This window comes from Alteromonas genovensis, from assembly GCF_010500895.1.
Lineage (GTDB): Bacteria > Pseudomonadota > Gammaproteobacteria > Enterobacterales > Alteromonadaceae > Alteromonas > Alteromonas genovensis.
Genome location: NZ_JAAAWO010000005.1, coordinates 181,885 through 206,911, shown reverse-complemented (window position 1 = coordinate 206,911; position 25,027 = coordinate 181,885). Strand labels below are relative to the sequence as shown.

Annotated in this window: 21 protein-coding genes; 4 read left to right on the top strand and 17 right to left on the bottom strand. The window is 42.3% G+C overall.

What is annotated here, in order from left to right; all coding sequences use genetic code 11:
• From GTQ48_RS08870 to ccoN, 6 genes are all read right to left on the bottom strand, one after another.
• Positions 1-2,388, bottom strand: coding sequence for a heavy metal translocating P-type ATPase (locus tag GTQ48_RS08870; protein ID WP_163106359.1), 2,388 nt, complete (start codon positions 2,386-2,388; stop codon positions 1-3).
• Positions 2,388-2,867, bottom strand: a complete 480-nt coding sequence (locus GTQ48_RS08865; protein ID WP_163106358.1) for a FixH family protein — start codon at positions 2,865-2,867, stop codon at positions 2,388-2,390. Before GTQ48_RS08865 ends, GTQ48_RS08870 begins: the two co-directional genes overlap by 1 nt.
• A gap of 229 nt (positions 2,868-3,096) precedes the next feature.
• Entirely contained in the window at positions 3,097-4,050 is a 954-nt protein-coding gene (ccoP, locus tag GTQ48_RS08860) for a cytochrome-c oxidase, cbb3-type subunit III (RefSeq protein ID WP_163106357.1), read from the bottom strand.
• 16 nt (positions 4,051-4,066) lie between these two features.
• Complete coding sequence (locus GTQ48_RS08855; RefSeq protein ID WP_032096241.1) at positions 4,067-4,228, bottom strand: cbb3-type cytochrome oxidase subunit 3; 162 nt, start codon at positions 4,226-4,228, stop codon at positions 4,067-4,069.
• 1 nt (position 4,229) lies between these two features.
• Positions 4,230-4,835, bottom strand: a complete 606-nt coding sequence (gene ccoO / locus GTQ48_RS08850; RefSeq protein WP_032096240.1) for a cytochrome-c oxidase, cbb3-type subunit II — start codon at positions 4,833-4,835, stop codon at positions 4,230-4,232.
• A gap of 15 nt (positions 4,836-4,850) precedes the next feature.
• The gene (gene ccoN, locus GTQ48_RS08845) at positions 4,851-6,284 is read right to left on the bottom strand and encodes a cytochrome-c oxidase, cbb3-type subunit I (RefSeq protein WP_032096239.1); all 1,434 of its coding nucleotides are present in this window, start codon (positions 6,282-6,284) and stop codon (positions 4,851-4,853) included.
• Between the two features lie 228 nt (positions 6,285-6,512).
• On the opposite strand from ccoN, the gene GTQ48_RS08840 reads away from it, so the two are divergent.
• Positions 6,513-6,992 (top strand): hypothetical protein, encoded by a 480-nt coding sequence (locus GTQ48_RS08840; protein ID WP_163106356.1) that lies wholly within the window; start codon positions 6,513-6,515, stop codon positions 6,990-6,992.
• A gap of 6 nt (positions 6,993-6,998) precedes the next feature.
• Here the strand turns inward: GTQ48_RS08840 and bfr (GTQ48_RS08835) are convergent, their stop codons facing one another.
• The 3 genes from bfr (GTQ48_RS08835) to GTQ48_RS08825 all read right to left on the bottom strand — a co-directional run bounded on the left by bfr (GTQ48_RS08835) (position 6,999) and on the right by GTQ48_RS08825 (position 9,648).
• A complete protein-coding gene (gene bfr / locus GTQ48_RS08835) occupies positions 6,999-7,466 on the bottom strand; it encodes a bacterioferritin (RefSeq protein WP_032096237.1) in 468 nt (155 codons plus the stop codon).
• Positions 7,466-7,942 (bottom strand): bacterioferritin, encoded by a 477-nt coding sequence (bfr, locus tag GTQ48_RS08830; RefSeq protein ID WP_032096236.1) that lies wholly within the window; start codon positions 7,940-7,942, stop codon positions 7,466-7,468. The genes bfr (GTQ48_RS08835) and bfr (GTQ48_RS08830) overlap by 1 nt, the downstream gene beginning before the upstream one ends.
• Before the next feature lie 134 nt (positions 7,943-8,076).
• Positions 8,077-9,648: a cation:proton antiporter family protein gene (locus GTQ48_RS08825; protein WP_163106355.1), complete on the bottom strand. Its 1,572-nt coding sequence runs from the start codon at positions 9,646-9,648 to the stop codon at positions 8,077-8,079.
• A gap of 324 nt (positions 9,649-9,972) precedes the next feature.
• Between GTQ48_RS08825 and GTQ48_RS08820 the strand changes: the two genes are divergently transcribed.
• On the top strand, positions 9,973-11,604 hold the full coding sequence (locus GTQ48_RS08820) for an FMN-binding glutamate synthase family protein (protein ID WP_163106354.1): 1,632 nt from the start codon (positions 9,973-9,975) through the stop codon (positions 11,602-11,604).
• Between the two features lie 70 nt (positions 11,605-11,674).
• On the opposite strand, the gene GTQ48_RS08815 is transcribed toward GTQ48_RS08820, so the two are convergent.
• Positions 11,675-12,157, bottom strand: coding sequence for a c-type cytochrome (locus GTQ48_RS08815; protein ID WP_163106353.1), 483 nt, complete (start codon positions 12,155-12,157; stop codon positions 11,675-11,677).
• A gap of 139 nt (positions 12,158-12,296) precedes the next feature.
• On the opposite strand from GTQ48_RS08815, the gene GTQ48_RS08810 reads away from it, so the two are divergent.
• Positions 12,297-12,719, top strand: a complete 423-nt coding sequence (locus GTQ48_RS08810; protein WP_163106352.1) for a universal stress protein — start codon at positions 12,297-12,299, stop codon at positions 12,717-12,719.
• Between the two features lie 168 nt (positions 12,720-12,887).
• Here the strand turns inward: GTQ48_RS08810 and GTQ48_RS08805 are convergent, their stop codons facing one another.
• The 7 genes from GTQ48_RS08805 to GTQ48_RS08775 all read right to left on the bottom strand — a co-directional run bounded on the left by GTQ48_RS08805 (position 12,888) and on the right by GTQ48_RS08775 (position 23,518).
• The gene (locus GTQ48_RS08805) at positions 12,888-13,238 is read right to left on the bottom strand and encodes a hypothetical protein (RefSeq protein ID WP_163106351.1); all 351 of its coding nucleotides are present in this window, start codon (positions 13,236-13,238) and stop codon (positions 12,888-12,890) included.
• A gap of 186 nt (positions 13,239-13,424) precedes the next feature.
• Entirely contained in the window at positions 13,425-14,549 is a 1,125-nt protein-coding gene (locus tag GTQ48_RS08800; RefSeq protein ID WP_163106350.1) for a tyrosine-type recombinase/integrase, read from the bottom strand.
• Positions 14,550-17,404: 2,855 nt separating this feature from the next.
• Positions 17,405-18,820, bottom strand: a complete 1,416-nt coding sequence (gene nhaC / locus GTQ48_RS08795) for a Na+/H+ antiporter NhaC (protein WP_203565155.1) — start codon at positions 18,818-18,820, stop codon at positions 17,405-17,407.
• Between the two features lie 63 nt (positions 18,821-18,883).
• Positions 18,884-20,302, bottom strand: a complete 1,419-nt coding sequence (locus GTQ48_RS08790; RefSeq protein ID WP_163106349.1) for a DUF2254 domain-containing protein — start codon at positions 20,300-20,302, stop codon at positions 18,884-18,886.
• 110 nt (positions 20,303-20,412) lie between these two features.
• Positions 20,413-20,565 (bottom strand): DUF2256 domain-containing protein, encoded by a 153-nt coding sequence (locus GTQ48_RS08785; RefSeq protein ID WP_163106348.1) that lies wholly within the window; start codon positions 20,563-20,565, stop codon positions 20,413-20,415.
• Complete coding sequence (locus GTQ48_RS08780) at positions 20,552-22,090, bottom strand: cryptochrome/photolyase family protein (RefSeq protein ID WP_163106347.1); 1,539 nt, start codon at positions 22,088-22,090, stop codon at positions 20,552-20,554. The genes GTQ48_RS08785 and GTQ48_RS08780 overlap by 14 nt, the downstream gene beginning before the upstream one ends.
• Before the next feature lie 3 nt (positions 22,091-22,093).
• Complete coding sequence (locus GTQ48_RS08775; RefSeq protein WP_163106346.1) at positions 22,094-23,518, bottom strand: FAD-binding domain-containing protein; 1,425 nt, start codon at positions 23,516-23,518, stop codon at positions 22,094-22,096.
• Positions 23,519-23,642: 124 nt separating this feature from the next.
• Between GTQ48_RS08775 and GTQ48_RS08770 the strand changes: the two genes are divergently transcribed.
• A complete protein-coding gene (locus GTQ48_RS08770; protein ID WP_163106345.1) occupies positions 23,643-24,971 on the top strand; it encodes a DASH family cryptochrome in 1,329 nt (442 codons plus the stop codon).
• The last annotated feature ends 56 nt before the right edge of the window (positions 24,972-25,027 follow it).

Genomic DNA, 25,027 nt, shown 5'->3' with positions numbered 1-25,027 from the left:
TTATTTGCTCAATAATCGTGTTGAATTTGTAACCACAATGATACTGCTTAACGACATACCTACAACAGCCATCCAGGGGGACAGTAAACCCGAAACGGCAAAAGGTAGAATGACAATGTTATACAGCACTGACCAACCAATGTTTTGGCGAATTTTTTTCCGGGTTTGGTGCGCTGTATCGATAAGCGCCGGTACAGACAATAACTGATCGCCCAATAAGATAACATCTGCGGCGGTTTTAGCCACATCAGTGGCGTTGCCTACAGCCACTGCAACGTCGGCACTGGCCAATACTGGTGCGTCGTTAATGCCATCGCCCATCATCAACACTTTTTTGCCTTGTGACTGAAGCGTTTTAACCTCCGCGTATTTCTGTTCAGGAGTAAGACCGCCCAAGGCGACAGATACGGGCAGTGAGGCAGTAAGGTCGTCTACGTTTTGCTGCGTGTCTCCACTAAGCACAACCAATAGGTTCGTTATCGCCAAAGCCTCTAAAGTCGACTTGGTATCCTCACGTAGCGTATCGCTTACTTCAAACGCTGCAACCAATTTCCCTTTTGTCGTTAAATATACATTGGCGGCAATGGGAATACTTTCGTTACTTGATGAGTTAACACCACAAAAGACAGCTGAACCCATTTCAAAAGTAACGCCGTTGACTTCGCCACTTATTCCGCCACCGGGGGTTACGGTAAACTGAGAGACCTTGTGCTTGATGTCATCAGAAAATGCGTGTGCAATAGGGTGCTCAGAGCGTGATTCTAATGCCGAGGCAATTTCCCAGGTCCGCTGACTGTCTACACCTTGCGCGTACCAGCTATGTCGAAGGCTAAATTTGCCTTGAGTAAGCGTACCCGTTTTGTCTAAGGCTACCGTATCAATTGTGGTAATTTGCTCAAGAGCGTCGGCTCGCTTTAGCAAAATGCCTTGTTTGTTTAATTTTGCCATTGCACAGGTTAAGGCTGAAGGCGTTGCTAAACCTAATGCACATGGGCAGGTAGCAACAAGCACAGAAATGGTGATCCAAAATGCATCTGCATTGCCGATATAGGTCCAAAAGCCATACGTGAGTAATGCAATGAGTAACACCGATACGACAAAGTAGCGAGAGAACTCATCAGCAAGCTGTGCCGCCTTTGGCTTGCTGGCCATAGCACTTGCCTGCAAACGCATTATCTGATTAACCAGCGCATTCTTAAGGGTATTTGTTACGACAACGGTTAATGAGCCGTCTTTGCATATTGTGCCGCCATACACTGTGCTTTTCTCATGTTTCATCACAGGGTTAAATTCCCCGGTCAACATAGACTCATCCACCGACGCATTGCCGTCAGTAACGTAGCCATCGATAGGAATAGTTTCCCCAGGCTTTATTAGCACCACATCGTCTTTTGACAGTTGCTTGGCTAAGCATTCGATCACGCTTCCGTCGATTTCTAATTTGGTTGCAGAAACGGGTATGTACTGCATCATATTTGCTGAAATCTGCGCTGCACGATGTCTGCTTCTATGTTCTAAAAACCGACTTAGCAGCAGCAAAAAGATAAACATACAAATAGATTCGAAGTACACCTCTCCCTGTTCAAGAAGGGTTGAACGAATACCTGCTATGTAGGTACCAAAAATAGCAATGGTAACGGGCACGTCCATATTGACTGTTTTGGCGCTTATTGCCTTTAAGGCGCCCAAATAAAATGTGCTTCCGGAATACAGGACCACTGGCGTGGAAAGTGTCAGCGCCACCCAATAAAAATATTGTCGGGTTTCCAATTCGATAGCGCCAAACCAATCAAAATATAGGCCTGTCATCAGCATCATAACCTGCATGGTCATAATACCGGCTAACCCAAGCTTTTTAATAAAGACTTTTTCTTCGCGCTTGTAACTGGCCTCGTGTTCATCAGGGTGAAAAGGGGAGCCGGAATAGCCGATGCGCTTTAACGTGGATAGAATTTGGCTTAATTTAATGACTGAGGCAGACCAAGTGACTAAGGCACGGCGTTCCTGTACGTTTACCGCGACTTGCTTAATACCGTCTACTTTGGAAAGCTGCTTTTCAATTAACCAACCGCAAGCAGCACAGGTGATACCCTCAAGGGTTAACTGTATTTGTTTGTGCTTGCCTTCATCAAAGACGAATTCATCTTGAAGCGTTGGATCATCAAACACTTTTAACCTGTCTAAGGTGTCAAGAATGCTATCGTCAGACTTTTGGGCAGGTTCGGTTCTAAACTGGTAATAGTCTTCCAGACCATTACTTACAATGGCCTCAGCAACTGCCAAGCAACCAGGGCAGCACATTTGTCTGGTCTGGCCTAAAATGACGGTTTCAAAACGTTTGTCGTCATCATTGGGTAAACCACAGTGATAACAGGTAGTTTCGCTCATTACGGGTTAAACTTTATAACATCATTAGTAGGCAATATGAGTGTATTTTGGATTTTCCATGTTTCGTCCACGGGTGTCAGCGAAACTTGCCATTTACCGTCTAAATTCGCTTCTATAAATCCGCGATAAATACCGTTGGCGTCACGACTAAGTAAGGTGCTTACATCTTTATCTTCTAAGGTCACGTGATAAAAGTTCAGCTTCAGCGCATTGCCCTCTGCTGGAATACCTGAGTGAAATTCTAATGCGATGCTGCCGTCTTTTACGGTGAGATCAGAGGTCATATTAAGTTTGCGTGCAACGGCCTCTTTGTCTAGTCGTGCATTAATTGCTTTACCTTCCTTGTAGTAATCGTCTACCACCAAACTATCTTCTGTTGAAATGGCAAGCTTAAGCAGCACGCCACCCATGATTGCGGTGATCACTGGCACGGCAATAAGAAACCACGGCCAAAATTGTTTATACCAAGGTGTATTCATTAATCGTTGATCTCATCGTTGTTTCGCTAACTGCATATTCATGTTCACTTACCGCTAGCCTAAGGCTTCGCGTTTTTCAAAAACCGTGCAGAAATAATCATGAATATACATTTATTGTTTACATTTGATAGCGACTGGTAATGTAAGACAGATGGCTAAGTGATGGTATTTTCTCATAAAAAAAGCCCCGCAGTAACGGGGCCTTTTGCGATATTTAGCTTTTCAATGATTAATCATTTGAAAGGCTATATACATAAGCTGCAACAACGTGAATCTTATCTTTACCCAACGTCTTTTCAAAAGCAGGCATTACACCGTTTCTGCCGTAGGTAAGGGTTTCTGTCACCGCTCTGTGGCTGCCGCCATAAAGCCAAATGTTGTCAGTAAGGTTCGGAGCGCCAAGCATTTGATTGCCCTTACCGTCCATACCGTGACACGCTGCACAAGCCGCGAAGCGAGTTTTACCTGCTTTCGCTAACTGTGGATCTACATCGCGACCGCTAAGGCTAAGCACGTAGTTAACCACTTCGTTAATACCGTCTTCGCCCATTGCGTCAAGCCATGCAGGCATTGCTGCGCGACGACCGTTGATAAGCGTTTCCACAATTTTATCGCCCGAACCGCCATACAACCAATCGTCATCCGTTAGGTTAGGGAAGCCGCCGTTCTGACCACGCGCATCAGAACCGTGGCACTGTGAACAGTTTTGTAAGAACAAGCGTTGTCCAACTTTGTTGGCTTCAGCGTCCTTCGCTAACTCTTCAACAGGCACTTGTGCATAAGCTTCAAAGATAGGGTCAAACTTGTCTGCCGCATAATCTAGCTCGCGATCATACTCAACAAGTTTACCTTGCTCCTTGGCATCTATACGCGCTTGCATCGACTCTTCTAAAGACTGAATGTTCTGGTTCGAACTTTTCCATCCTAGAAGACCTTCGTATGCACCTAAGCCTGGGTATAGTGCAAGATATAAAAAGCCCCAAATGATGGTGATGTAGAACATAATTGTCCACCAACGAGGAAGCTGATTATTCAGCTCCTCAATACCATCGAATTCGTGCCCCATTGACTCACCTTCTGGCACACCTGTCTGGTTAGAAAGGCACCAGCGCAGAAGGAAGTAGCAACCAATGATCAACCCTAGGGTTATCACTGAAATCCAAATTGTCCAAAACATACTCATGAGTTCAAGACTCCTGCTAATCTTCTTTTGATTTTTCTTTTTCTTCGTCTGCAAACGGAAGGTTTGCGGCTTCATCAAACTTTTGTTTGTTGCGACTACTGAAAGCCCACCAAACTATGCCGATAAAGCTAACAAAGACGATGATAGTAAAAATGCTGCCTATAATTCCTTGATCCATATTATTTCAAATGTGTGCCAAGAGATTGTAGATAAGCAATAAGGGCCTGCATTTCTGATTTACCCTGTACTGCCGCTTTTGCACCCGCGATATCTTCATCGGTGTAAGGAACACCAAAGCCACGGAACACTTCCATTTTCTCTGCCGTCAACTCGCCTTCAAGCGTGTTTTCTGCAAGCCAAGGGAAACCTGGCATATTAGATTCTGGAACAACATTGCGAGGATTAAGCAGGTGAACACGATGCCACTCGTCACTGTAACGACCGCCAACACGCGCTAGGTCAGGACCTGTTCGTTTTGAGCCCCAAAGGAAAGGGTGCTCCCATACAGACTCACCAGCAACGCTGTAGTGACCGTAACGCTCAGTTTCAGCGCGGAACGGACGAATCATTTGGCTGTGACACCCTACGCAACCTTCACGTATATAGATGTCACGACCTTCAAGCTCAAGTGCAGTGTATGGACGTAGCCCTTTAACGGGTTCCATTGTTTGCTGTTGAAACATCAACGGCGTTATCTGAACCATGGCACCAAAGCTGATAGCAACCAGAATTAGTACGGTTAAAAGACCAACGTTCTTTTCAATTAACTCATGTGGATTTTTCATTATTCGACTCCTTTACTACGCCGGCTGTGTCGCTGGGTCAACAGCAATACTGCCTTTAGGGGCACGAACGGTTTTCCAAGTGTTATAAGCCATGACAAGCATGCCTGTAACCACGAAACAACCACCAATGAAACGCACTACATAAAACGGCTTCGATGCTTCTAAAGACTCAACAAAACTGTACGTCAGTGTGCCGTCTGCGTTAACTGCACGCCACATAAGACCTTGTAGTACGCCCGACATCCACATTGCTACGATGTAAAGTACAACGCCAATTGTGGCAAACCAGAAGTGAACATTAACAAGACGGGTGCTGTACATTGCCGGCTGGTTAAAGAGTATTGGGATCAAGTGGTAAATAGATCCAATTGATACCATAGCAACCCAACCTAGTGCACCTGAGTGAACGTGTCCGATTGTCCAGTCAGTATAATGCGATAGTGCGTTTACTGTTTTGATTGCCATCATAGGGCCTTCAAAGGTAGACATACCATAGAAAGACAATGAAACAATAAGGAAGCGCAATACTGGGTCGGTGCGTAGCTTGTGCCATGCGCCCGAGAGGGTCATTATACCGTTAATCATTCCGCCCCAAGAAGGCACGAATAAGATAATCGACATCACCATTCCCAATGACTGTGTCCAGTCCGGAAGTGCAGTGTAATGAAGGTGGTGAGGACCAGCCCAAATGTAAAGTGAAATCAGCGCCCAAAAGTGAACGATTGATAATCTGTATGAGTAAACCGGGCGTCCAGCTTGCTTGGGCACGAAGTAATACATCATCCCTAAGAATCCGGCGGTAAGGAAGAAGCCTACAGCGTTGTGTCCATACCACCACTGCATCATGGCGTCCACTGCACCCGCGTACAAGGAATATGACTTAGTGAAAGACACAGGAATTGCCATGCTGTTACCAATGTGCAAAACAGCAACGGTAAGCATGAATGCGCCCAAAAACCAGTTTGCCACATAGATGTGCGAAACCTTGCGAATCACCAACGTACCGAAGAAGTTGATAATGTACGCAATCCAGACGAGGGCAATTAAGATATCGATTGGCCATTCTAGCTCAGCGTATTCTTTTGAACTGCTAAGCCCCATGGGTAACGTGATAACAGCAAGTACGATAACTGCTTGCCAGCCCCAGAAGGTAAATGCAGCGAGCTTGTCACTGAACAGTCTTACCTGGCTGGTACGTTGAACGATATAGTACGACGTCGCAAATAATGCGCAGCCGCCAAAGGCAAAGATAACGGCGTTAGTGTGCAAAGGACGCAAACGCGAAAATGTTAGCCACGGTGTGTCAAAGTTGAGCATAGGTGCAAACAATTGCGCTGCAATGAATACCCCCAGTCCCATACCAATGATACCCCAGACTATGGTCATGATGGTAAATTGCCTAACTACTTTATAATTGTAATCAGGTTGTGCTTGGCTTGTCTCACTCATTTTAATGAATCTTCCACTTCAAATGAACTATGGTCTCCAACTGCCAAAATAGTGCGGTTGAAACGCGTATCAGCTAATAATAACGCTTCACACCGAGCCCGGAAAGAGTAATAATTATTGTCTCCAAGCCAGTTGGTCCGCGGATAATAAGGTTTTTGATAACAAAAAGATACCACAAACTGGCCTTGCTTGATCTCTATCAATAAAGAAATACATAAAATTTAAGAAATGAAAAAAAGCGATAACAATAAAAGATCAAAGTTTTTACAAACTCAGTTGCCTCTCGTCGCTATTTTAGTCGTTGCTGTATGTGTGTATGTCGCACATAGTTATCAATCTTCAGTCTCTACCGACACTGATATTATAAGCGGTTTAAAAAGTAGCTGCACGTTTTCCAACAAAACTTGCGAATTCTTAATTGATGGTGAATTAGCCGTAGCACGGTTTTCTTCACAGCCAATGCCCGAAGAATCAATCACGCTGTCTCTTCGTATGCCAAACGATGAAATTATAGAGAGTGCATGGATTGAAGGGGTAAATATGTATATGGGAAAAGTGCCCGTTCTACTCGAACAATCGGTGAAGGGCGAGTGGAGTGGTTGGTTTATGTTAGGTAGCTGCAGCGAGCCGGTAATGACATGGCAACTCCGATTAAACATAAAAAAACAGGCAGCGCCAAGCTACCTGTATTTTACCACTGAGAGCTAACCGCTGTTACATCATAGCCTGTAGATAATTCTGCAAACCAATGCGTTTAATCAGTCCAAGCTGTTGCTCTAACCAGCGTGCGTGGTCCATTTCAGTGTCGTCAAGCAATACAATCAACATGTCTCGGGTTACATAGTCGTTTTCTTGCTCACACAGCGCGATAACTTCACGCAGTTTTGCATCAACTTCATATTCTACACGAAGGTCGCTTTCAAGCATTTCAGGAACGTCAGTTCCCACTTTAAGACCTGTGCGAGTGACCATATCTGGCGTGCCTTCTAAAAACAGCATGCGCTCTATTAGCTTAGTAGCATGGCCACGCTCATCGTCAAACTCGTGGTCGATGCGCTCGTACAATTTGTTGAAGCCCCAGTCTAAATACATTTGAGAATGTATAAAGTACTGATCCATCGCTGCAAGCTCATAGCCCAGTAATTCGTTAAGACCATTGATGATGTTTTGATTGCCTTTCACTAGTCGTCTCCCATTACTTGCGCTTGAAGATAGTTTTCAATGCCCATGGCATCAATTTGATATTCTTGCGTTTCAATCCAGTCTAGATGTTCTTCTTCGTATTCGAGAATGTCTTCGAGTAAATCTCTTGAAACGTAATCTTGTTTTTCTTCGCACAGCGCAATGGCTTCGCGTAGAAGGGGAAGCTGCTCTTTTTCAAAACGAGCGTCACAATTGAGCATTTCAACTGTGTCTTCACCAATATAAAGTTTTCCAAGCGCCTGAAGATTAGGTAAGCCTTCAAGGAATAAAATGCGCTCTATAATGTCATCTGCTTGCTTCATGTCTTTAATCGACTTTTTGTAGTTCTTGGTATTGAGAACTTCAAATCCCCAATTTTTAAACATACGAGCGTGCAGAAAGTATTGATTTATCGAGGTAAGTTCGCTTGTGAGAACCTCGTTCAATTTCGCTATAACTTGTCTATCGCCTTGCATTGCGAACGTCCTATCTAAAAATAATGTGTAAAGTCTAGTTGAAAGTACGGGGTGTGTCAAAAAATATTAGTAAAAACAATGATTTATTAATGAAAACAGTTCTCAATCAATCCTTCGTTCGCATTAGTAATACCTTACTGATGGGAGCGTACATACGTTAAACTCTCATCGGCGAAACCAAGGCCTGCTTCAGTAAAGAAATTAAAGACTTTATCTATGCCGTTTTCAAGTAAGTAAGACACTTCATCTTCATAGCGGGCTATAGCAGCAACACGGCCCTGGTAACCGGCGTTCTTGAGCTGAGTAGTTATATTTATCGCGTCTTGAATAGAGGGTAATGCTAGCAGTACCAGCTGCGTACTGTTTAAATCTAGATTTTCCCAAAGATCTACATCTTCGCCATCGCCGCAAATTACCTTGTGGCCTTCGTTTGCCATTTTCTTAATTTTAATTCTATCTGCATCCATACCACATACATTGACGTCAGACAGTTTCGACAGGGCGTTAAACGCGCCTCGGCCTACGCGACCCATACCAATCACTAAAAACTCTGCCTGTGACAAAGTAGGGTAAACATCTTCTTTTAATCGTTCTTCTTTTTCAAACCGCTTAATTTTATCTTTAAAGCGATTATATTGAGAATGAGAACCTTTATATAAAATACTTGTGAAGACAAATGAGATAGATACCGCTAGTGCAATAATGACAAGCCATGATTCTGCCAGCAGTCCCATGGAAACCGCGACGGCACCAACAATAAGCCCAAATTCACTGTAGTTCCCTAAAACTAGACTGCTGAGGTAAGCGGTTCTTCCACGCAGGCGCAACGAAGTGAAAAGCCCAAAAAACAACATGGCTTTGAAAGGTAGAAAAAGACAGAATACTAAGGCCATCCCAACCATACTCAGCGTAGGTAATGCAGTAAGACCAATTGTTAGGAAGAAGCCAATTAAAAACAGATCTTTAAAGCTTAAAAGTGATTTTGATAGCTCAGTGGCTTTCTCATGTTGAGCCAACATGATGCCAAAAATAAGGGCACCCAAATCACCCTTTATGTTCACTAGTTCAAATAATTGATAACCGCCAAGTGCTAATATAAAACCGGTAAGAGGGAGAAGTTCACCGTGTCCAGATTTGCTTATTATTTTATTAATAAGCGGCATGGCAGGGAATAATGCGAGAAGCCCAAGCGCATATACTGAGGGAAGTTTACCTGTAGCTGCCACGAGAAACACTACCGCAAAAACGTCTTGCATCACTAAAATGCCAATGGCTAAGCGTCCGTGACGGGTTTTACTTTCACCACTTTCTTCAAGTACTTTTACAACGCAAACGGTACTGCTAAAACTGAGCGCAAAGGCAATGAGTACAGCACTTTGCCAAGAAACGGCGTCAGAGACTTGGGCGACTAACGCCGCAGCACCGTAGATGACGCAGGTGATAACACCAATCCAGATCAGCGTGTGAGAAACACTGCCGGCCCATACTTCTCTTCGACTTAAATCTTTAAGATTAAGTTTAAGTCCAATAGTGAAGAGCATAATGGTTATACCCAAATTCGCTATTTGGGTAAGATCATCAGTTAACGAATAACCCGCAAAGTTGAGAAGAAAGCCTGCGATGAGGTAACCAACAAGTGGCGGCACACCAATTAATTTAACCGTTAATCCACATACGAAAGCAAAGAGAAGAAACGCATACTCCATGGATACTTTAACCCTATTAGTTTTAATAATGACGGTGCAGTAAGGTCATCGCGCCCTAGTCATAAATAAGTCTTTATGTATGGCAGACCTCAGTGATATAAACATTATCACGTAAAATATAAAATTCGCATAAGAATTACGGCTCACCAACCCCACAACTGGTTATGCGTAACATATTCTATTGATCTTAATCAATAAAATTACATAAAAACAATTAGATATTAAAGTGTACATAAACTGCGATGGGAAGCATAGAGTACTGGGTTTCCGTTTTAGCAATACCAATAATCAAGCAACGCCAGTGAAAAAAGTAAAGGAAGTACAATGCGAAAAACAATTTTATTCACATTAACTGCATTAGTTGCAATTAATGTTGGTTTGAGTGTCTTTGAACCTAGTTTGTGGTGGTTACTCATCGTTACAGCACCATTACTCATCATTGGGTTATATGACGCTTATCAACCGCAGCATGCCATACTGAGAAACTTTCCGTTGATTGGCCGAGCAAGATGGGGAATTGAAGGATTACGGCCTTATATTCAACAGTATATTATCGAAACGGATACGGGAGGCGCCCCGATTTCTCGAATGTTTCGAAACATAGTGTATCAAAGAGCCAAAGATAGCAGAGAAACTGTACCTTTCGGTACACAGCTGGATACTTACGAAGAAGGCTATGAATGGATGGGCCACTCTCTAGCCGCCCGGGAAGTTGACGATGTGGAACAAAACCCACGTGTGAACATTGGCGGTCCCCATTGCAAACAACCTTATAGAGCGAGTGTACTCAATATAAGTGCAATGAGTTTTGGCAGCCTATCAAAAAACGCTATTTTGGCATTGAATAAAGGTGCGGCTAAAGGCGGTTTTTATCACAACACGGGGGAAGGCGGTCTTACTCCTTATCATCTTGAAAACAAGGGCGATGTGGTGTGGCAAATCGGTACGGGCTACTTTGGTTGCAGAACCGAGGATGGCAAGTTTGAGGCTGAATCATTTAAAGAAAAAGCAACGTTAGAAAACGTGAAAATGATTGAAATTAAGCTGAGTCAGGGAGCAAAGCCAGGTCACGGCGGAATTTTACCTGCTTACAAGAACACCCCTGAGATAGCGAAAATTAGAGGGGTAACCGCGGGTACTCAGGTCGACTCACCACCACGGCACAGTGCGTTTTCATCACCGTTGGAAATGGTTGATTTTATTCAACATCTACGAGATTTAAGCGACGGAAAGCCCGTTGGTATCAAGCTAGCCTTAGGCAGAAAAAGCGAATTTATTGCTATGTGTAAAGCCATGGTGAGCAAAGGAATAACGCCCGATTTTATCACAGTAGATGGGGGAGAAGGCGGCACTGGCGCAGCGCCGCTTGAATATACCAACTCTATTGGCTTTCCATTACGTGACGCGCTTGCCTTTGTGGATGATTGCTTAATGGGGTTTGGTTTACGTGAAAACATAAAGATTATAGCGTCAGGTAAAATAATCAGCGCATTTCAATTGGCTAAAAACCTTAGCTTAGGGGCAGATTTATGTAACAGCGCGAGAGGAATGATGTTGGCGTTAGGCTGTGTGCAGTCTCTGTCGTGTAATACCAATAAGTGTCCAACAGGTGTTGCGACGCAAGATCCGCGGTTGGCGAAAGGTCTCAACGTTGAAGATAAATTTGAGCGTGTTTATCGCTTTCATCAAAAGACGGTTCATGCACTTATCGATTTACTGTCATCGACCGGCCACAAAAATACCAATGAGTTAAATAGAACCCATATATTTAAGCGCATAGATCAATGTAACGTGGCCCGTTATGACGAAATGTACCCTCTAATTAAAAAAGGCGCTTTTTTAACCGACGAAATTCCTGAGCGCTACAAATTGCATTATGAGGAAGCTAATGCAGATAGCTTTATGCCGTCTAGCTTGCTTGCGGAAATAGATAAAGAAACAAAGGCAGTATCCTAGACATCTGCCTTTGCCTTAAATCTAAAAGAGAAGTTAATCAGAACTCTTAAACCTTATTCACGTAATCCATTCAGTCGTTGTTTTCAGCCATTTTTTCAGGGATCCTCAGTTGATATAACCGGTAGTCGGTGGTGCGATAGGGCATCACTTTGTACTTAGGCTGCAAATAAGACACGAGATCTATGAGTTCGCTCACGGTTAATTCATCATTGATAATACGCATAAACGATACGCCGTCTTCGCTGGTAAAACTTGCTGGACGACGTGGTGTTAGTTTGTGAGAAGGATTAATAATACTGGTAACTAATTCACCATAGGTTTTGATTCTGCCATTGCTTCCGCCAAGGGGAATAGGGTGGCTTATTAAATAGCGGGCATCACTGGCTGCTTTTTCGCCTGCAACCGTGTGACAGTCGTTGCACCCATAATTCTCAAATACCGTTTTACCTTGTTCGATGTCGCCCTCGGGTAAGCTGAAACCTCTAGGGGATTTTGCACCTTGATCGCATGCACTTAAGAATAGGCACGCCAGTAGCATTATTGTAATACGCATAGTTTTCTCCTTAACCAACCCATGTGGTTCATTAACAAGTATCGTCTAAATATAACCGACACTATTTGATGTAGCTCAATTCAAAGCTAGAAAACATGCACTATGATTAACATTACGATAAAGTTAAAAGGGCAACACTATGCAGAGCTACGATACTATTCTGGTACCCATCGATGTGTATTCTGATTACGAGCTGGTAGTCGAAAAAGCACTTGCAATAGCAAGTAGCAGTCAACAGTTACATCTATTATATGTGGCTTACCCGCAGACTAATGTAGAGCCTTATGGGTTTTTTCTAGAAAAAGACTTTTCACAAGAAGTACGTGAACACGCATTAGACGTATTGAAAGATGTAGCAGAAAAATACGAAATACCACAAACTAATATTAACGTAGAGATTGGCTCGCCTTCAGATGAGATACATCATTTGGCAGAGAAAATAAGCGCAGATTTAATAGTTGTCGGTACTCATGGGCAAAGCGGTTTGAAACTACTATTAGGCTCTACTGCGAATGCCGTATTACACGGTGTAAAAACCGATGTGCTAGCAGTGAAAGTGTAAAAAGTATAAAAGTGTCGCAGTAACTATCCAAATACACATATAAAAGCAAAATTAAAACCCAGTGGAGCTTTAGAAAGCTCCACTGGTACTAGCACTTAAATGTGCTATTTTAATTAGCTAATTAAATTCGCGACTCAAATTCGCACTTTAAATTCTACGTTAAAGACTTTACAACGCTTTGATTGATAAATCGCAGCTGTCTGTCACAAGGGTACGAATGGTACTTTCAAGATTTTTAAGGTGAGAGTAGTGAACGGCTGTTTCCCCACCAAACTTAGTACTGTTAATAGTGAACACAACATCGGCGTCACGTGATGAAACACAAAGGCGAATGGCGTCATCACTTTCATTTACAGGCACATGCATGTAAAGCGGTTCGTTATGAGAATCTAAATAGCTAAGCGCTTCAGAATCACTTTTAAAGGGCGATTGCTTTTCAGGTTGTAACTTCCAGTTTGATGAGGGAATTACAATTTCTGCCAATAATTTTCCATGTTTAGAATCAATTCTATTACTCATAGTATCTCCATATGTTTGTATGCATTCAGTATTACCTACTGATACGCAATAAAGGCAAAGTAAGTTCTAATTTACCCTGACAGGAATGACTCAATCAACTAATTTGGTTACGCGTAATATCTTAATGTGCATAACACTCTGTTTTATAGTTACTTTAATGATTCATTTTTTTCAACGCTAAGAACACTAGCGCTTATGCTTTGAAGACAGTTTTGCCATGCCGCCACGCTTAACACTGGCTTGTTTGGTATAGTGGCCTGGCATTTCCGGTGACTGCCAGCCGCCCGCTAACTGCAATTCGGGCAAAGATGCGCCGTCTTCTGCTAACGAAACAGCTCCACCAACTCGTCCACTGTGTGGCGTGATATTTTCTTGAATACCTGCTCGGACCGCTATTCGCTGCCACAACCTATAAATACTAGAATAATTCAACACAGCGTCTTGGTTTGCGCTATGGGTTTCTTGATAAGGATGAAGCGCCGTTTTGTGATTATTAACCCGCCTAAATAATACACCTTTACTAATTGAACGAGGGTCATTCTGATCCCGAGGAAGTGATGTAGAAGGGTTAATATTTGCCTCGTTGATATATTCGTTAATCATAGAAAGCGTACTGGATGACACATATCTGTATTGACCTTCGCCACTTTGGTCGCTCTTGGAAGACACAACGAGTACCGTGTTATTTCGGTGAGAAACGTGTTCAATACAAACCCTGACTAATTCGTCTGCACGAAGAAGGGCATCGAACATAAGATTAATAATGGCTAGGTCTCTAAGTTCGAGCAAGGAATCGGGGATGATTTTATTATTGATCTGCTCAACCATTTCGATGGTGAGCGGTACCGCTTGTTTATGAGACATACGAAACTTTTTGTTTTCTATAAGAGACAACCGAATAAAATCTCTAAGGTAGACCGAACGAATAATCGGGTTAGGTAGCTTTGCCATGCCTAAGAACTTACTCAATGCTGAAAGCCGTCTCTTGATGGTCCTGTAGGCAAGGGGAGTTTGGCATAGCAGAGCAACGTATTCTTTTATGCATTCTTCATTGTTGGTAAAGCTATTGTTCAAACCTTGAAAATTATTCTGCTTACAGAAAATCGAAAATTCGTTGTAATCACTAATATAAGCTCGCTGTGTGTTGTAAGGCAGTTTAGAAAATATATCTGTGAAATACTTCTGAAAACTTTGGTCGGCAGACGAATAGGCATGATTTTCTGAAGTAACACCGTATGCATCATCTGAACCTTCTGCTGTATTTGCCAGCGGTACTGGCAATGTTTGATGGGAACGATGGTTAATTGTCATAAAGCCAAGGCCTCAATGGATTCTTTATAAAATGTAGTTAGCCTTGTTGGAAAAGGGCTATTACTCACTGAGTTCAAAGTATTAATGCATTACGTTACCGAACCAATAGCCGTGTAAGCGTGTAAGTTGACACTTTTTGTTGAAGCAGCTTATGCCGCAATCTAAGGGACACTCATGGCATATCTTTTTGGGAAGAAAAAGACTAGATAAACTATAAGCCAATCAGCATTATCAATATAAGGCGTTACAAAGCGGGAACATACTCATAAAATCAACAGTCAGCGCAAAATTCTAAAGAGTTGTAATTAGTTCTAAATATATGAAAATACGAACTTTTTTAAGCATTCACGCATGATAACTGTAATTATCATGCGTGAATATTCAGCATGACAATATAGGCAATATAAACCCGATTCAGATACATTGAAAACCCCTTCAAACCTTTTGCAAAATAACATACAACTGTTCATTTATACAGTTGCTGACGGTATTTTAGTGTAATTTAGACTACAGTTAATGCGAAGTGGCTCAGAAAACAGGCGCTCCTACGTAAAATCTGAAACCTTTTCCGGGCATTTACCTTGCAGAATTCACAATAATGACGTATTTAGATATAGCGTTTCCTTTCAGTAAACACGAACCATGTGAAGCGAGTTCTTTATCTTTATAGGCAATAAGCGTCATCGCTCAAAAACTCCGCTCATAAACTCGACTCATAAAAATACGCAGTGATAGCACGAAAAATATGAAACAGAATTCAAAACCTCATTAAAATATGAACTTGGTAGCCAAGTTAAAACAAATTAGAAAGCGTAAATTACTTATAAACACTCCTTCGATATCACACGCTGCCTTTTTTACTTTAAATATTTGAAGTGGGAGATAGCAAGTACAACCGTTTTACTCAACTTTGTTAATCAAAACAACTTGTCTTGAATTTATCATTAAATAGATTCCGAACTCTTACGGCATTTAATCCCAGCTAAGCAATATTTAAAAAATCTGTCCTCCATATAGTCATTATTAGGCATAAATAAAAATCTAATAAGCCTATTAATCGCTAAATAGGAAAACTACGACAAGTATTTTTGCTACGACGCTAAACATACTTATGGTTTTCATAGGAAATAAATGGTCACTGAAAATACCTTTGTAGCTAAACGGTATTTAATTAAAAAGCATCCAATATCTTATTTTTAATTTAGCCAAAGAGTACTTGTATAAGATATCAGACCGCCGTAATAATCTTTTATGTATAGGCTGCTATCAACTCCGGTTTGTAACAAAGAACCTTTAAATGAAGTGCCATTGAATTTACTCAAAAGCACACACGTCTATTATTAGTCGAAAACTTGCTTTTCACTTAATGCGAATCTAAGGGCCAATATAAAAGAGCCGTTTTTAATTAAAGAGCTCTAAAAACTTTCTACATAAAATAAGAACCAATAAAATATGGATAGGCGATACACCTTTTAAAGTAGCGACGCATTTTAAGATACTCTAATAGTCTATTTAACATAATATACATTATGCGTAATTATGTATTGTGAAGTGTCAGGGCTGTATGTATTGCTGCTTGGCTGGTTTGCTGTGCGTGAAGACTTACCGACTTTTACCGCATCTGCAGAGCTTTGAAGTCAGTTATATCTTTATGGGATTTTAGATAGCTGGTTACGAGTTTATTTACGTTGCTTTGAACTGGTATTTTGCAGGCTTTCTACTGGGGGTTGTTTTGAAAAGTTGAGTTAGTATATGTTTTATAATGATTGCGTAAATAGCTTTGTTACTAGCAGTTTTTCTATCGGAATATGTTTTATTGCAAATCGCCTTCTACGTGAAATCTGACGTATTACACCTCACATTCTTTAATTTCATTCACGTAGCGTCATCTTAAAATTTTGGTTGCATCGTATAGCAAAGACTTTAGTGCTTTCTATGTTTTACTCATATTACAAACTGTAGTTTATCCGACTCGTTATACTGCTCTTAATATAAATAACGATCTCGTTTTTTCATTTTATTTTTTAGCTTTTTATTTATCAGTGATTAGTATCAATATCAGCTCTTCTTAGCTATTAGCTTTCAACCAGGCCCTAATGACAAGTTCAGAACGTTATTCTGATATGTCTTTATTTTTTGATGATTTAAATGTGCTGCTAAAAATTAAGCGCTATCCTTTTAGGTATTAGAAAATGGCTTTGAAGATTAGCTAGTAGTTTTAATAATGGTGAAAAAATAAATCTCTTTGGGAAACGATAAAAATGCCGATGCTTCATTTAATTTCCTTATTGCGTGTTACGGATATTTTTTATCAATCAAAGTAGATAAAGCTAATTTGATAACTACTCTGTTCATACACATTAAGGTTATAGGAAAGATGGTGGCCGTTACTTGCCACCTATAGAAATAGTCGCTTCGCATTGCCTGGAAGACTGGGTTTCTAGTAAGTCAACGCGTAAGGTTGGACTTACAGTAAGTTAATGCAATACGCTGACTTTCTTGAATAGTTAAGTGTAGACGGTGTTTTTGAAGTACGTGCATAGAAAGTACATGAGCTTTTTATCAGTAACACATGTTACCTATTACAAAAAACAGTACTGACCGCCCTACTTTCTTCATTACTATATGACTGGTTATTGGTTATTGGTTACTGGTTACTGGTTATTATTTTTTCGGGACGTGTTTTTCTACAATCCATTTTTCGAATGCGCGAACTCAATATTAGGTATTAGGTTCATTAACTTTTCTCAACCATCTAGCCGCTAATGCCAAAAAGCACTAATTTTTAGTTCGCTAATTTCTAAGCACTAATTTTAAGGCGTTAATTCTTAACCGTTAATATTTGGCCGCTAGGCCTAGTCCTTTACAGGTTTAGAGTAAGACTTTTTAAGCAGGCCGACTCCGAATGCCGCCATTGTCACCGCCACAATACCGTTTAGGTAATTGAAAAATGCGTATGGTGCATAAGATAAAACGTCGACTTCAAGGGTTGCGGCATAAAACGCACCTGCCGTAGTCCAAGGTATAAGGCCAGTCGTCATTGTGGACCCTTCTTCCACTGAGCGTGAAAGTATGGCGCTGTCTAATTGCTGTTGTTCATATTTTGGCTTAAAAAGTTGGCAACTAAGAATAATTGAGATGTAGGCTTCTCCCATCGCCACATTACCCACTAAGCCAGACACGATAGTGGTAGCAACGAGACTTGCCGTTCGTTTTACTCTAGCAATACTGCCAGCAAGAAGCGAACTTAAAAAACCGGCTCCGTGTAAAACGCCGCCTAAGGCAATAGCCATTAAGGCAAGCAATAGTGTCCAGCTCATGCTCGTTATACCGCCGCGACCGAGTAAAGCGTCTAAGTTTTCAATGCCTGTGGATTCTGGTTTGTTTTCCCAAAGCGCGTTTAACACGCTAATAAAGCTCTCGCCTTGATACACGATGGCAATAAACACGGCTAATAAAATACTGAATGACATGGTGACTTCTGCAGGCACTTTTTTAATGCTTAAGGTGGCCAATAATATAAGAGGAAGCAAGGTCACGATGGGTGTAAGGCTATAGGTGTTTGCTAGTGCATCTTGAATTAATGCTACTTCACTCAGGTTGAGGTTTTGGCCTTTATAGCTTACCCCTATAACAACAAAAATAACGAGGGTGATAATAAACGTTGGTAGCGTGGTAAAAAGCATTGAGTAGATGTGACGAAACAGTGTGCTTCCTGCACTCATTGCTGCAAGGTTAGTGGTATCTGAAATAGGTGACATTTTATCGCCAAAGGTAGCACCACAAACAATCATACCCGCCACCAATGGAAGTGGAATGTTCATGGTGCTTCCTATGCCTATTAATACAACGCCCAGTGTACCCACCGTACCCCATGACGTGCCGGTAGCAACAGACATAATGGCGCACAGTATCATGCCAACAGCTAGGAATAAGCTAGGGCTTAACCAGCTCAGCCCGTAGTACATTAGCGTCGCGATGGTACCGCTGTGCATAAAGCTCGAAATTACCATGCCGATCAAAATGAAAATGTAGATAGCAGGCATGGCGCGGGCCAGTGAATTTGTCATTAGCTCGCGAATTTGCAGGTAGTTGTATCCAAGTAAATAAGCGTTTGCACCCGCCCATATTAAACACAAAAACATCAGTGCATGCAGACTAATACCAAGCACGAAAATACCGCCAGCTAAGGCAAGAACAATCACACTAAAGCAAATGAAAGACTGCAGGAATGAAGGCGTGCGTAATGGCGATATAGTGGATTTGGACATAAGTAGTAAGATTGCCTTTTAGCGACTAAATAGTGGATTAAAGCGCATTATTCATTATGGGTGCTACTTGTCATCTGAGCTTTTGGAGTTAGCAAGGTAAATTTTTTCTAACCGCGCTTTATCTTGTTCAAAACAAAGTTGCTGTTCACTGCGTTTAAAGCTTTGTGTGGCAAAGTCATTCGCTATTTTTGAAAAATCAGACGCTAATTCGCTACCGGTGTCTTTTTTGAGTTTCTCGAAACACGCAGATAACGTTTGTAATGACTTTTGAATTCTTATGGCAACTTCAATGTTGCCAGCGCCATCTCTTGCGATACTTGTATATGCATCATCAAAGATATCGTGTATTGAAATTTTAGGAACGGAAATACGATCGTATTTCGGTTTGTCATGATGCGGTTTCTCATAATGCGGTTCGTCATGATTCGGTTGTTCACACGTATTGTCGTCTGAGCTTTTTGCTGCTTTTTTATGGTTGGAGGCGTGCCCGTCCTGATTGGTTTTATCAGCGCCCTTGTTTGGTTTCGACCACAACAGCATCAAACGGGTAATACTGCTAACAATGCCTATTGCAGTTCCGTGGTCGTTTACCGATGGAGACAACGCACGTGACGCTATTTCTGCTAGCACAATAAAACCAAAGCGTGGATCGGCCTCAAAGGATCGCGACGAACTTATGCTAAACGCTGAGATTAACCCTTCACAGTCAATATCTTTATCAACGTAAGCGATGTTCTTTTCCGGCGTAACAAATTCCCCAGGCAGCATGGCAATGTTAACAAATAGGTCGTTGTTGTTTGCCCACTCTTGAATCTTGGCAAGGTCTATTAGCTGGATGTACCCAACCTCTGAGGTTTGTACCGCAAAACTCCCCTGTTCTTTAATGTCGCCTGCTGGTATGGCGCCCAAACAGGGAGTTTTAATTCGCTGCTCAATGGCGCGCTGCGTCGCTTCTTCAACTTTCAGTGTGGTTGATTCAACTCGCCCTAAGCGCGCTACACTGTCGACCCAACGAATAAAGGTTAAAATTACCACGGCAAATGCCAAACAGGTAATACAGAAAAGCAGGAATACACCCGCCTGTTCATAAAACCCCTGGCTCATTGCAGTTAATGCAACTGCGCTGTATATAAACGCGCCGACAAATGTTGATAGCGCGTTTTGCGATACATCATCTGAAATAATGAGCCCGAGTGAGCGAGGTGTTGATGACTGGCTTGCAGATGCATATGCATTTACCATGGCACCGGCGGAAAACGTGGCAATCACCATCATGCTCGATGCCATAATAGAAAGCAGTGTTTTCACCGAGTCGGGTTCAATTTTTGGGAGGTGTTCAGCAAGAGAAGTGCCGTCTACTATCTTTGCAGCGAAAACCGCGAGTAGCGAAAGCAGGCAGAAACCTAAAGGTTTAATCCATAATTTTTCTTTAAAACTGAATAGCAAAAACCGTACTTTATCTACCGACAATGGCGCGTCCATACCTTTACTCCTGTTGGTTTTTACTTGTTAGTATTGTTGTCTAGTGCTTACTTATATTCGGCGGGGGTATAAATAGCAAGGGCGAATGTAGGCTCGCCTTTTCACCTAAGTTACCAATTAACCTGTTGGTGTCTTGTTTTATTGCCAGCGCACCGTTTAGAACAGTAACGAACGTGCTCCCAATCTCTTTCCCATTTTTTACGCCAGCTAAATGGCCTGTTACATACTGGGCACATTTTGGTAGGTAGATCAGACTTCTTCATTTTTCGTTATCTTCGTTAAAAACTTGGCGGCATCCTCTTTCATCGCATTAATATTGTCCTCTTTCATTCGGCCATAGGTCTTAAGGATCATAGCCATGCGATGATTGTTACTGAGCTTTTTCTTGTTCTTATCAATGAAATGCCAATATAAGTAGTTAAATGGACAGGCTTTTGGCCCCGTCTTTTTCGACACTTGATAGCCACAATTTTTGCAATAGTTAGACATTTTATTGATGTAGCTACCGCTTGCCACATAAGGCTTGCTGGCTAAATTTCCGCCGTCACTATACAAGATCATGCCCGCCACATTAGGTAGTTCTACCCACTCATAGGCATCAGCATACACCGCGAGATACCAGGCCTGCACTTGTTCAGGGCTAAGTTCGGTGAGCAAACTGAAGTTTCCAATCACCATAAGCCGCTGTATATGGTGGGCGTAGGCATTTTGCTTCGTTTCTTTAATGCATTGACGCATGCAGTTCATATTGGTTTGCGCGTCCCAAAAGAACTCAGGCACATTTCTGTCATTATTAAAGTAGTTGTCCGTTTTAAGTTGCGGCATAAAGTGCCAATAAAACCCTCGAATGTACTCGCGCCACCCTAGAATTTGACGAATAAAGCCTTCGGCGGAATTAAGGGGAACTTGCCCGCTGTGATAAGCTTGCTCCGCGGCGCTTATTGCTTCTTTGGGTGTCAGCATGCCGCAGTTTAAATAAAATCCAATATGTGAATGATACATCCACGGCTTGCCTTCAACCATTGCGTCTTGATACTGACCAAAGTTAGGCAGGCGTTCCTCAATAAACGTATTCAATACCTTAAGGGCATCTTTACGGGTGACAGCAAAGAAGAAGTTGTCTAGGTCGCCAAAATGATCGGCAAACTCGCTTTCAACAAGCTCAATGACCTCTTGAGTTATATCGTCAACTTCAAAGGTGCTGTGTTTTGGTACTTTATGATCATCTGGCATCGATTCGCGATTTTGTGCATCATAATTCCATTTGCCGCCAACAGGATCTTTTCCTTCCATGAGTACGTTATGCTTTCGACGCATCTCACGGTAAAAGAATTCCATGCGTAGCTGCTTTTTCCCTTCGGCCCAGTCACTAAATTCCTGAGGCGTTGCGAGAAAGCGATTATCTTCTGAGATTTTAACGGGCGTTTTTAGCGTGTTTTCCCATTGCTGTATGCTACTTAGCAGACGGTGCTCGCCAGGAGAGGTAACAACCACTTGGTCAAAGTCGCCAGCGCTTAATGCTGCTTCAACCTGAGCCAATAAGCTGCCCTTGTTGCGCTCATCAGTGTAGGTAACGTAATCTACGTTGTAGTTGTTATCTTTTAGTTCTTGTGCAAAGTGGCGCATAGCACTGAACAAAAACGCGATTTTCTTTTTATGATGCTTTACGTAGGTTGCTTCTTCCCTTACCTCTGCCATTAAAATGGTGTCTTGCGTCTTTGTTGCATTCGCAATGGCCGGCAGGTTATCGGTAAGCTGATCGCCTAAAACAAGAATGAGTGACGCCATCTGTTATCCTTTAATCTCTTGGAAAGCATCAAGAGCACGCTGCCTAGAGGCTTTTAAATCTACAATGGGTTCGGGGTAACTTTTACCTAACTCTAGCTTGGCGTCTTTGGCTATTACGCCCGGTGTTTCCCAGGGCTTATGAATGTACTTATCGGGAAGATCTTTTAATTCAGGGCAGTATTTACGTACGTATTTACCTTTCTTATCAAACTTCTCACCCTGCAAAATCGGGTTAAATATTCTAAAATACGGCGATGCATCGGCGCCTGAGCCAGCCACCCATTGCCAACCTGCGCTATTACTTGCTAAATCTGCATCTAACAAGGTATCCCAAAACCATCTTTCACCTTCGTGCCAACTTAAAAGTAAGTTTTTAACAAGGAACGAGCCAACAATCATACGTACTCTGTTGTGCATATAGCCGGTTTGCCACAGTTCGCGCATGCCAGCGTCTACAATCGGAATACCTGTATTACCGGTTTGCCACGCTTTCAATGCTTTAGCATCTTTGCGCCATGGGAACTTATCGAACTTGTCGTTGAAGTTTTTATTCGGCAATGTGGGGAAATGAAACAGCAGGTAATAGCTAAACTCTCTCCAGCCAAGTTCACTCAAGTAGGTGTCGATACTCTTATCTTCTGTGGCGCCGAATTTATCTTTTATCGCATACCACACCTGATTAGGAGACACTTCACCAAAGTGAAGATGAGGAGAGAGTCTCGACGTTCCTTTCATGGAAGGAATGTCTCTGCCGTCTTTGTACTGTCTAGCCGCGTGTTGTATAAATTCTGACAGGTTGTCCGCCGCACCTTCTTCACCGGGCTTCCACATCTTGCTAATGGTAAAGTCCCATTTAATCTCAGGAAGCAGGTTTAGCGCATCAAGCCCGTCATCTTTATACTCATCATCTGCGTAGGTAATCCGCGCTGGAGGCGCCTTGGGATAGCGTGGCTCTTCAATCTTTAAGCATCCATTTCGATAGTAAGGTGTGTACACTTTATAAGGTGTTCCATCTTTTTTTAATACCTTCATCGGCTCCCAGAGCAAGCTGCCGTTACTGCTGTAAGCTTCAAATTCACTATCAATAAGCTGTTTTTTAATTTCTTTGTCACGATTTATTTGCCAGGGTTCGTAGCAGCGATTCCAAAAGATGGCCTTAGCCTTGATCGATTCCATAATCTTTGGAATAAGTACTTTCGGGTCACCCTTAAAGATTTTTAAGTGGCCGTTTAGCCTGTCATTAAGCGACGTAAGCGAGTGATGCAACCACCATTGACTCGCGCTGCCGGGCGCCCTCCCATCGGGAGTAGTATCGTCATAAATGTAAATGGGGAGAATTTTACCCATGTCACAGGCTGCGTTAAGTGCTGGGTTGTCATTCACTCTGAGGTCTTGTCTAAACCACATAATACTTACGGGAACGGTCACTTTTTTTCCTTAATGTGTTGCTCTAATCTTTGATTACTAACGTAAATGAATTTGTACGAGATTGGGCGGGTTCAGGATCCGTTGTGATTACAAAAGTGATATAAAAATAAATCTGAGAATTACTATGTCAAATCAAAACCTTAGCAGTGACAATACAGCATCAAAACAACGCGGAGTCTTTTGGTTTAGACACGATTTACGGCTTCACGACCAAGTCGCACTGTCCTCGCTGTGTGAGCAAGTAGACGAAATTTCTTTTATTTACATATTTGATGAGAGCTATTTTTCACCCACCAAATACGGGTTAAAACAGATTGGTGATAATCGCTATCAGTTTTTACTGGAAACCCTCAGCGACCTCAAAGCGTCGTTAGAAAAGAAAGGACATGAACTCACGGTTCTTAAGGGCAGTATTTCAGAATGTCTGTCTAATGTACTGAAGCAAGGTCAATTTACCCATCTTGGAGTAAGTAAACATTGTGGTTTTCATGAGCAAGAACAAGTAGAGGAACTTGCTCGGTGCTATCCAAACATGTCTATTGTTGAGGGTGAGTCGCTAACACTGTTTAATGAATCTGACTTACCCTTTTCAATTGAAGAGATGCCTGATGTGTTTAGTCCGTTTCGCCGTAAGGTGGAAAAAAAGCTTACACCTAGGGAGGTTTGCAGCCCCGTTGACACCTATCCTACAGCATTTGTGGTTGAGCATCTCTCTGCCGATACGTTAGTTATTGAAGACGAACTCGCCAAGCAAAGCCAAGCTTTGCAACAGAGCAGTAATGACTTTAAAGGTGGTGAAAGTGCAGCCCTTGAGCACCTAAGCGAATACCTATTTGAGTGGCATGCTGCAGCCACCTACAAAGAAACGAGAAACGCCTTGGACAGTTGGCGTGATAGCACAAAGTTTTCACCGTGGCTTGCAGTAGGCGCACTGTCGCCAAGAGAGGTAGTACGCCAAGTTACCTTGTTTGAAGAGCAGGTTGAGAAAAATGAATCCACTTATTGGATTTATTTTGAACTGTTGTGGCGTGAGTTCTTTCATTGGCTTCAAGCAAAGTACGGTGAAAAATGGTTTAAATTTGATGGTATTCAACAAAAAGTGCCGGGCACAGAGCATAACCCCAAAGTGTTTGTTGATTGGTGCAATGGCAATACCGGTTATCCCATCATCGATGCCTGCATGAAACAGCTAAAAGCGACAGGCTATATGTCTAATCGCGGAAGGCAATTAGTAGCGAGCTGCTTTGTACATGAGTTGCAGCAAGACTGGCGCTACGGCGCTGCTTGGTTTGAAAATCAGTTACTCGATTTTGATGTGGGCAGCAATTGGGGCAATTGGCTTTATCTTGCCGGCGTGGGAAGCGACCCTCGTGGACACAGACAGTTTAACCTAGATAAACAAACGACCACCTACGACCGCGACGGTGCATTTCGCAATAAATGGTTAACCTAGTTGTTTAATATAAGTGCTTTAGAGAACGAAATGTTTAAGAAAATGAACTGCAAGCA

Coding starts and splice junctions, on each gene's coding strand:
- GTQ48_RS08870 (WP_163106359.1), bottom strand. CDS start 2,388: ATGAGCGAAACTACCTGTTATCACTGTGGTTTACCCAATGATGACGAC.
- GTQ48_RS08865 (WP_163106358.1), bottom strand. CDS start 2,867: ATGAATACACCTTGGTATAAACAATTTTGGCCGTGGTTTCTTATTGCC.
- ccoP (WP_163106357.1), bottom strand. CDS start 4,050: ATGAGTATGTTTTGGACAATTTGGATTTCAGTGATAACCCTAGGGTTG.
- GTQ48_RS08855 (WP_032096241.1), bottom strand. CDS start 4,228: ATGGATCAAGGAATTATAGGCAGCATTTTTACTATCATCGTCTTTGTT.
- ccoO (WP_032096240.1), bottom strand. CDS start 4,835: ATGAAAAATCCACATGAGTTAATTGAAAAGAACGTTGGTCTTTTAACC.
- ccoN (WP_032096239.1), bottom strand. CDS start 6,284: ATGAGTGAGACAAGCCAAGCACAACCTGATTACAATTATAAAGTAGTT.
- GTQ48_RS08840 (WP_163106356.1), top strand. CDS start 6,513: ATGAAAAAAAGCGATAACAATAAAAGATCAAAGTTTTTACAAACTCAG.
- bfr (WP_032096236.1), bottom strand. CDS start 7,942: ATGCAAGGCGATAGACAAGTTATAGCGAAATTGAACGAGGTTCTCACA.
- GTQ48_RS08825 (WP_163106355.1), bottom strand. CDS start 9,648: ATGGAGTATGCGTTTCTTCTCTTTGCTTTCGTATGTGGATTAACGGTT.
- GTQ48_RS08820 (WP_163106354.1), top strand. CDS start 9,973: ATGCGAAAAACAATTTTATTCACATTAACTGCATTAGTTGCAATTAAT.
- GTQ48_RS08815 (WP_163106353.1), bottom strand. CDS start 12,157: ATGCGTATTACAATAATGCTACTGGCGTGCCTATTCTTAAGTGCATGC.
- GTQ48_RS08810 (WP_163106352.1), top strand. CDS start 12,297: ATGCAGAGCTACGATACTATTCTGGTACCCATCGATGTGTATTCTGAT.
- GTQ48_RS08805 (WP_163106351.1), bottom strand. CDS start 13,238: ATGAGTAATAGAATTGATTCTAAACATGGAAAATTATTGGCAGAAATT.
- GTQ48_RS08800 (WP_163106350.1), bottom strand. CDS start 14,549: ATGACAATTAACCATCGTTCCCATCAAACATTGCCAGTACCGCTGGCA.
- nhaC (WP_203565155.1), bottom strand. CDS start 18,820: ATGTCCAAATCCACTATATCGCCATTACGCACGCCTTCATTCCTGCAG.
- GTQ48_RS08790 (WP_163106349.1), bottom strand. CDS start 20,302: ATGGACGCGCCATTGTCGGTAGATAAAGTACGGTTTTTGCTATTCAGT.
- GTQ48_RS08785 (WP_163106348.1), bottom strand. CDS start 20,565: ATGAAGAAGTCTGATCTACCTACCAAAATGTGCCCAGTATGTAACAGG.
- GTQ48_RS08780 (WP_163106347.1), bottom strand. CDS start 22,090: ATGGCGTCACTCATTCTTGTTTTAGGCGATCAGCTTACCGATAACCTG.
- GTQ48_RS08770 (WP_163106345.1), top strand. CDS start 23,643: ATGTCAAATCAAAACCTTAGCAGTGACAATACAGCATCAAAACAACGC.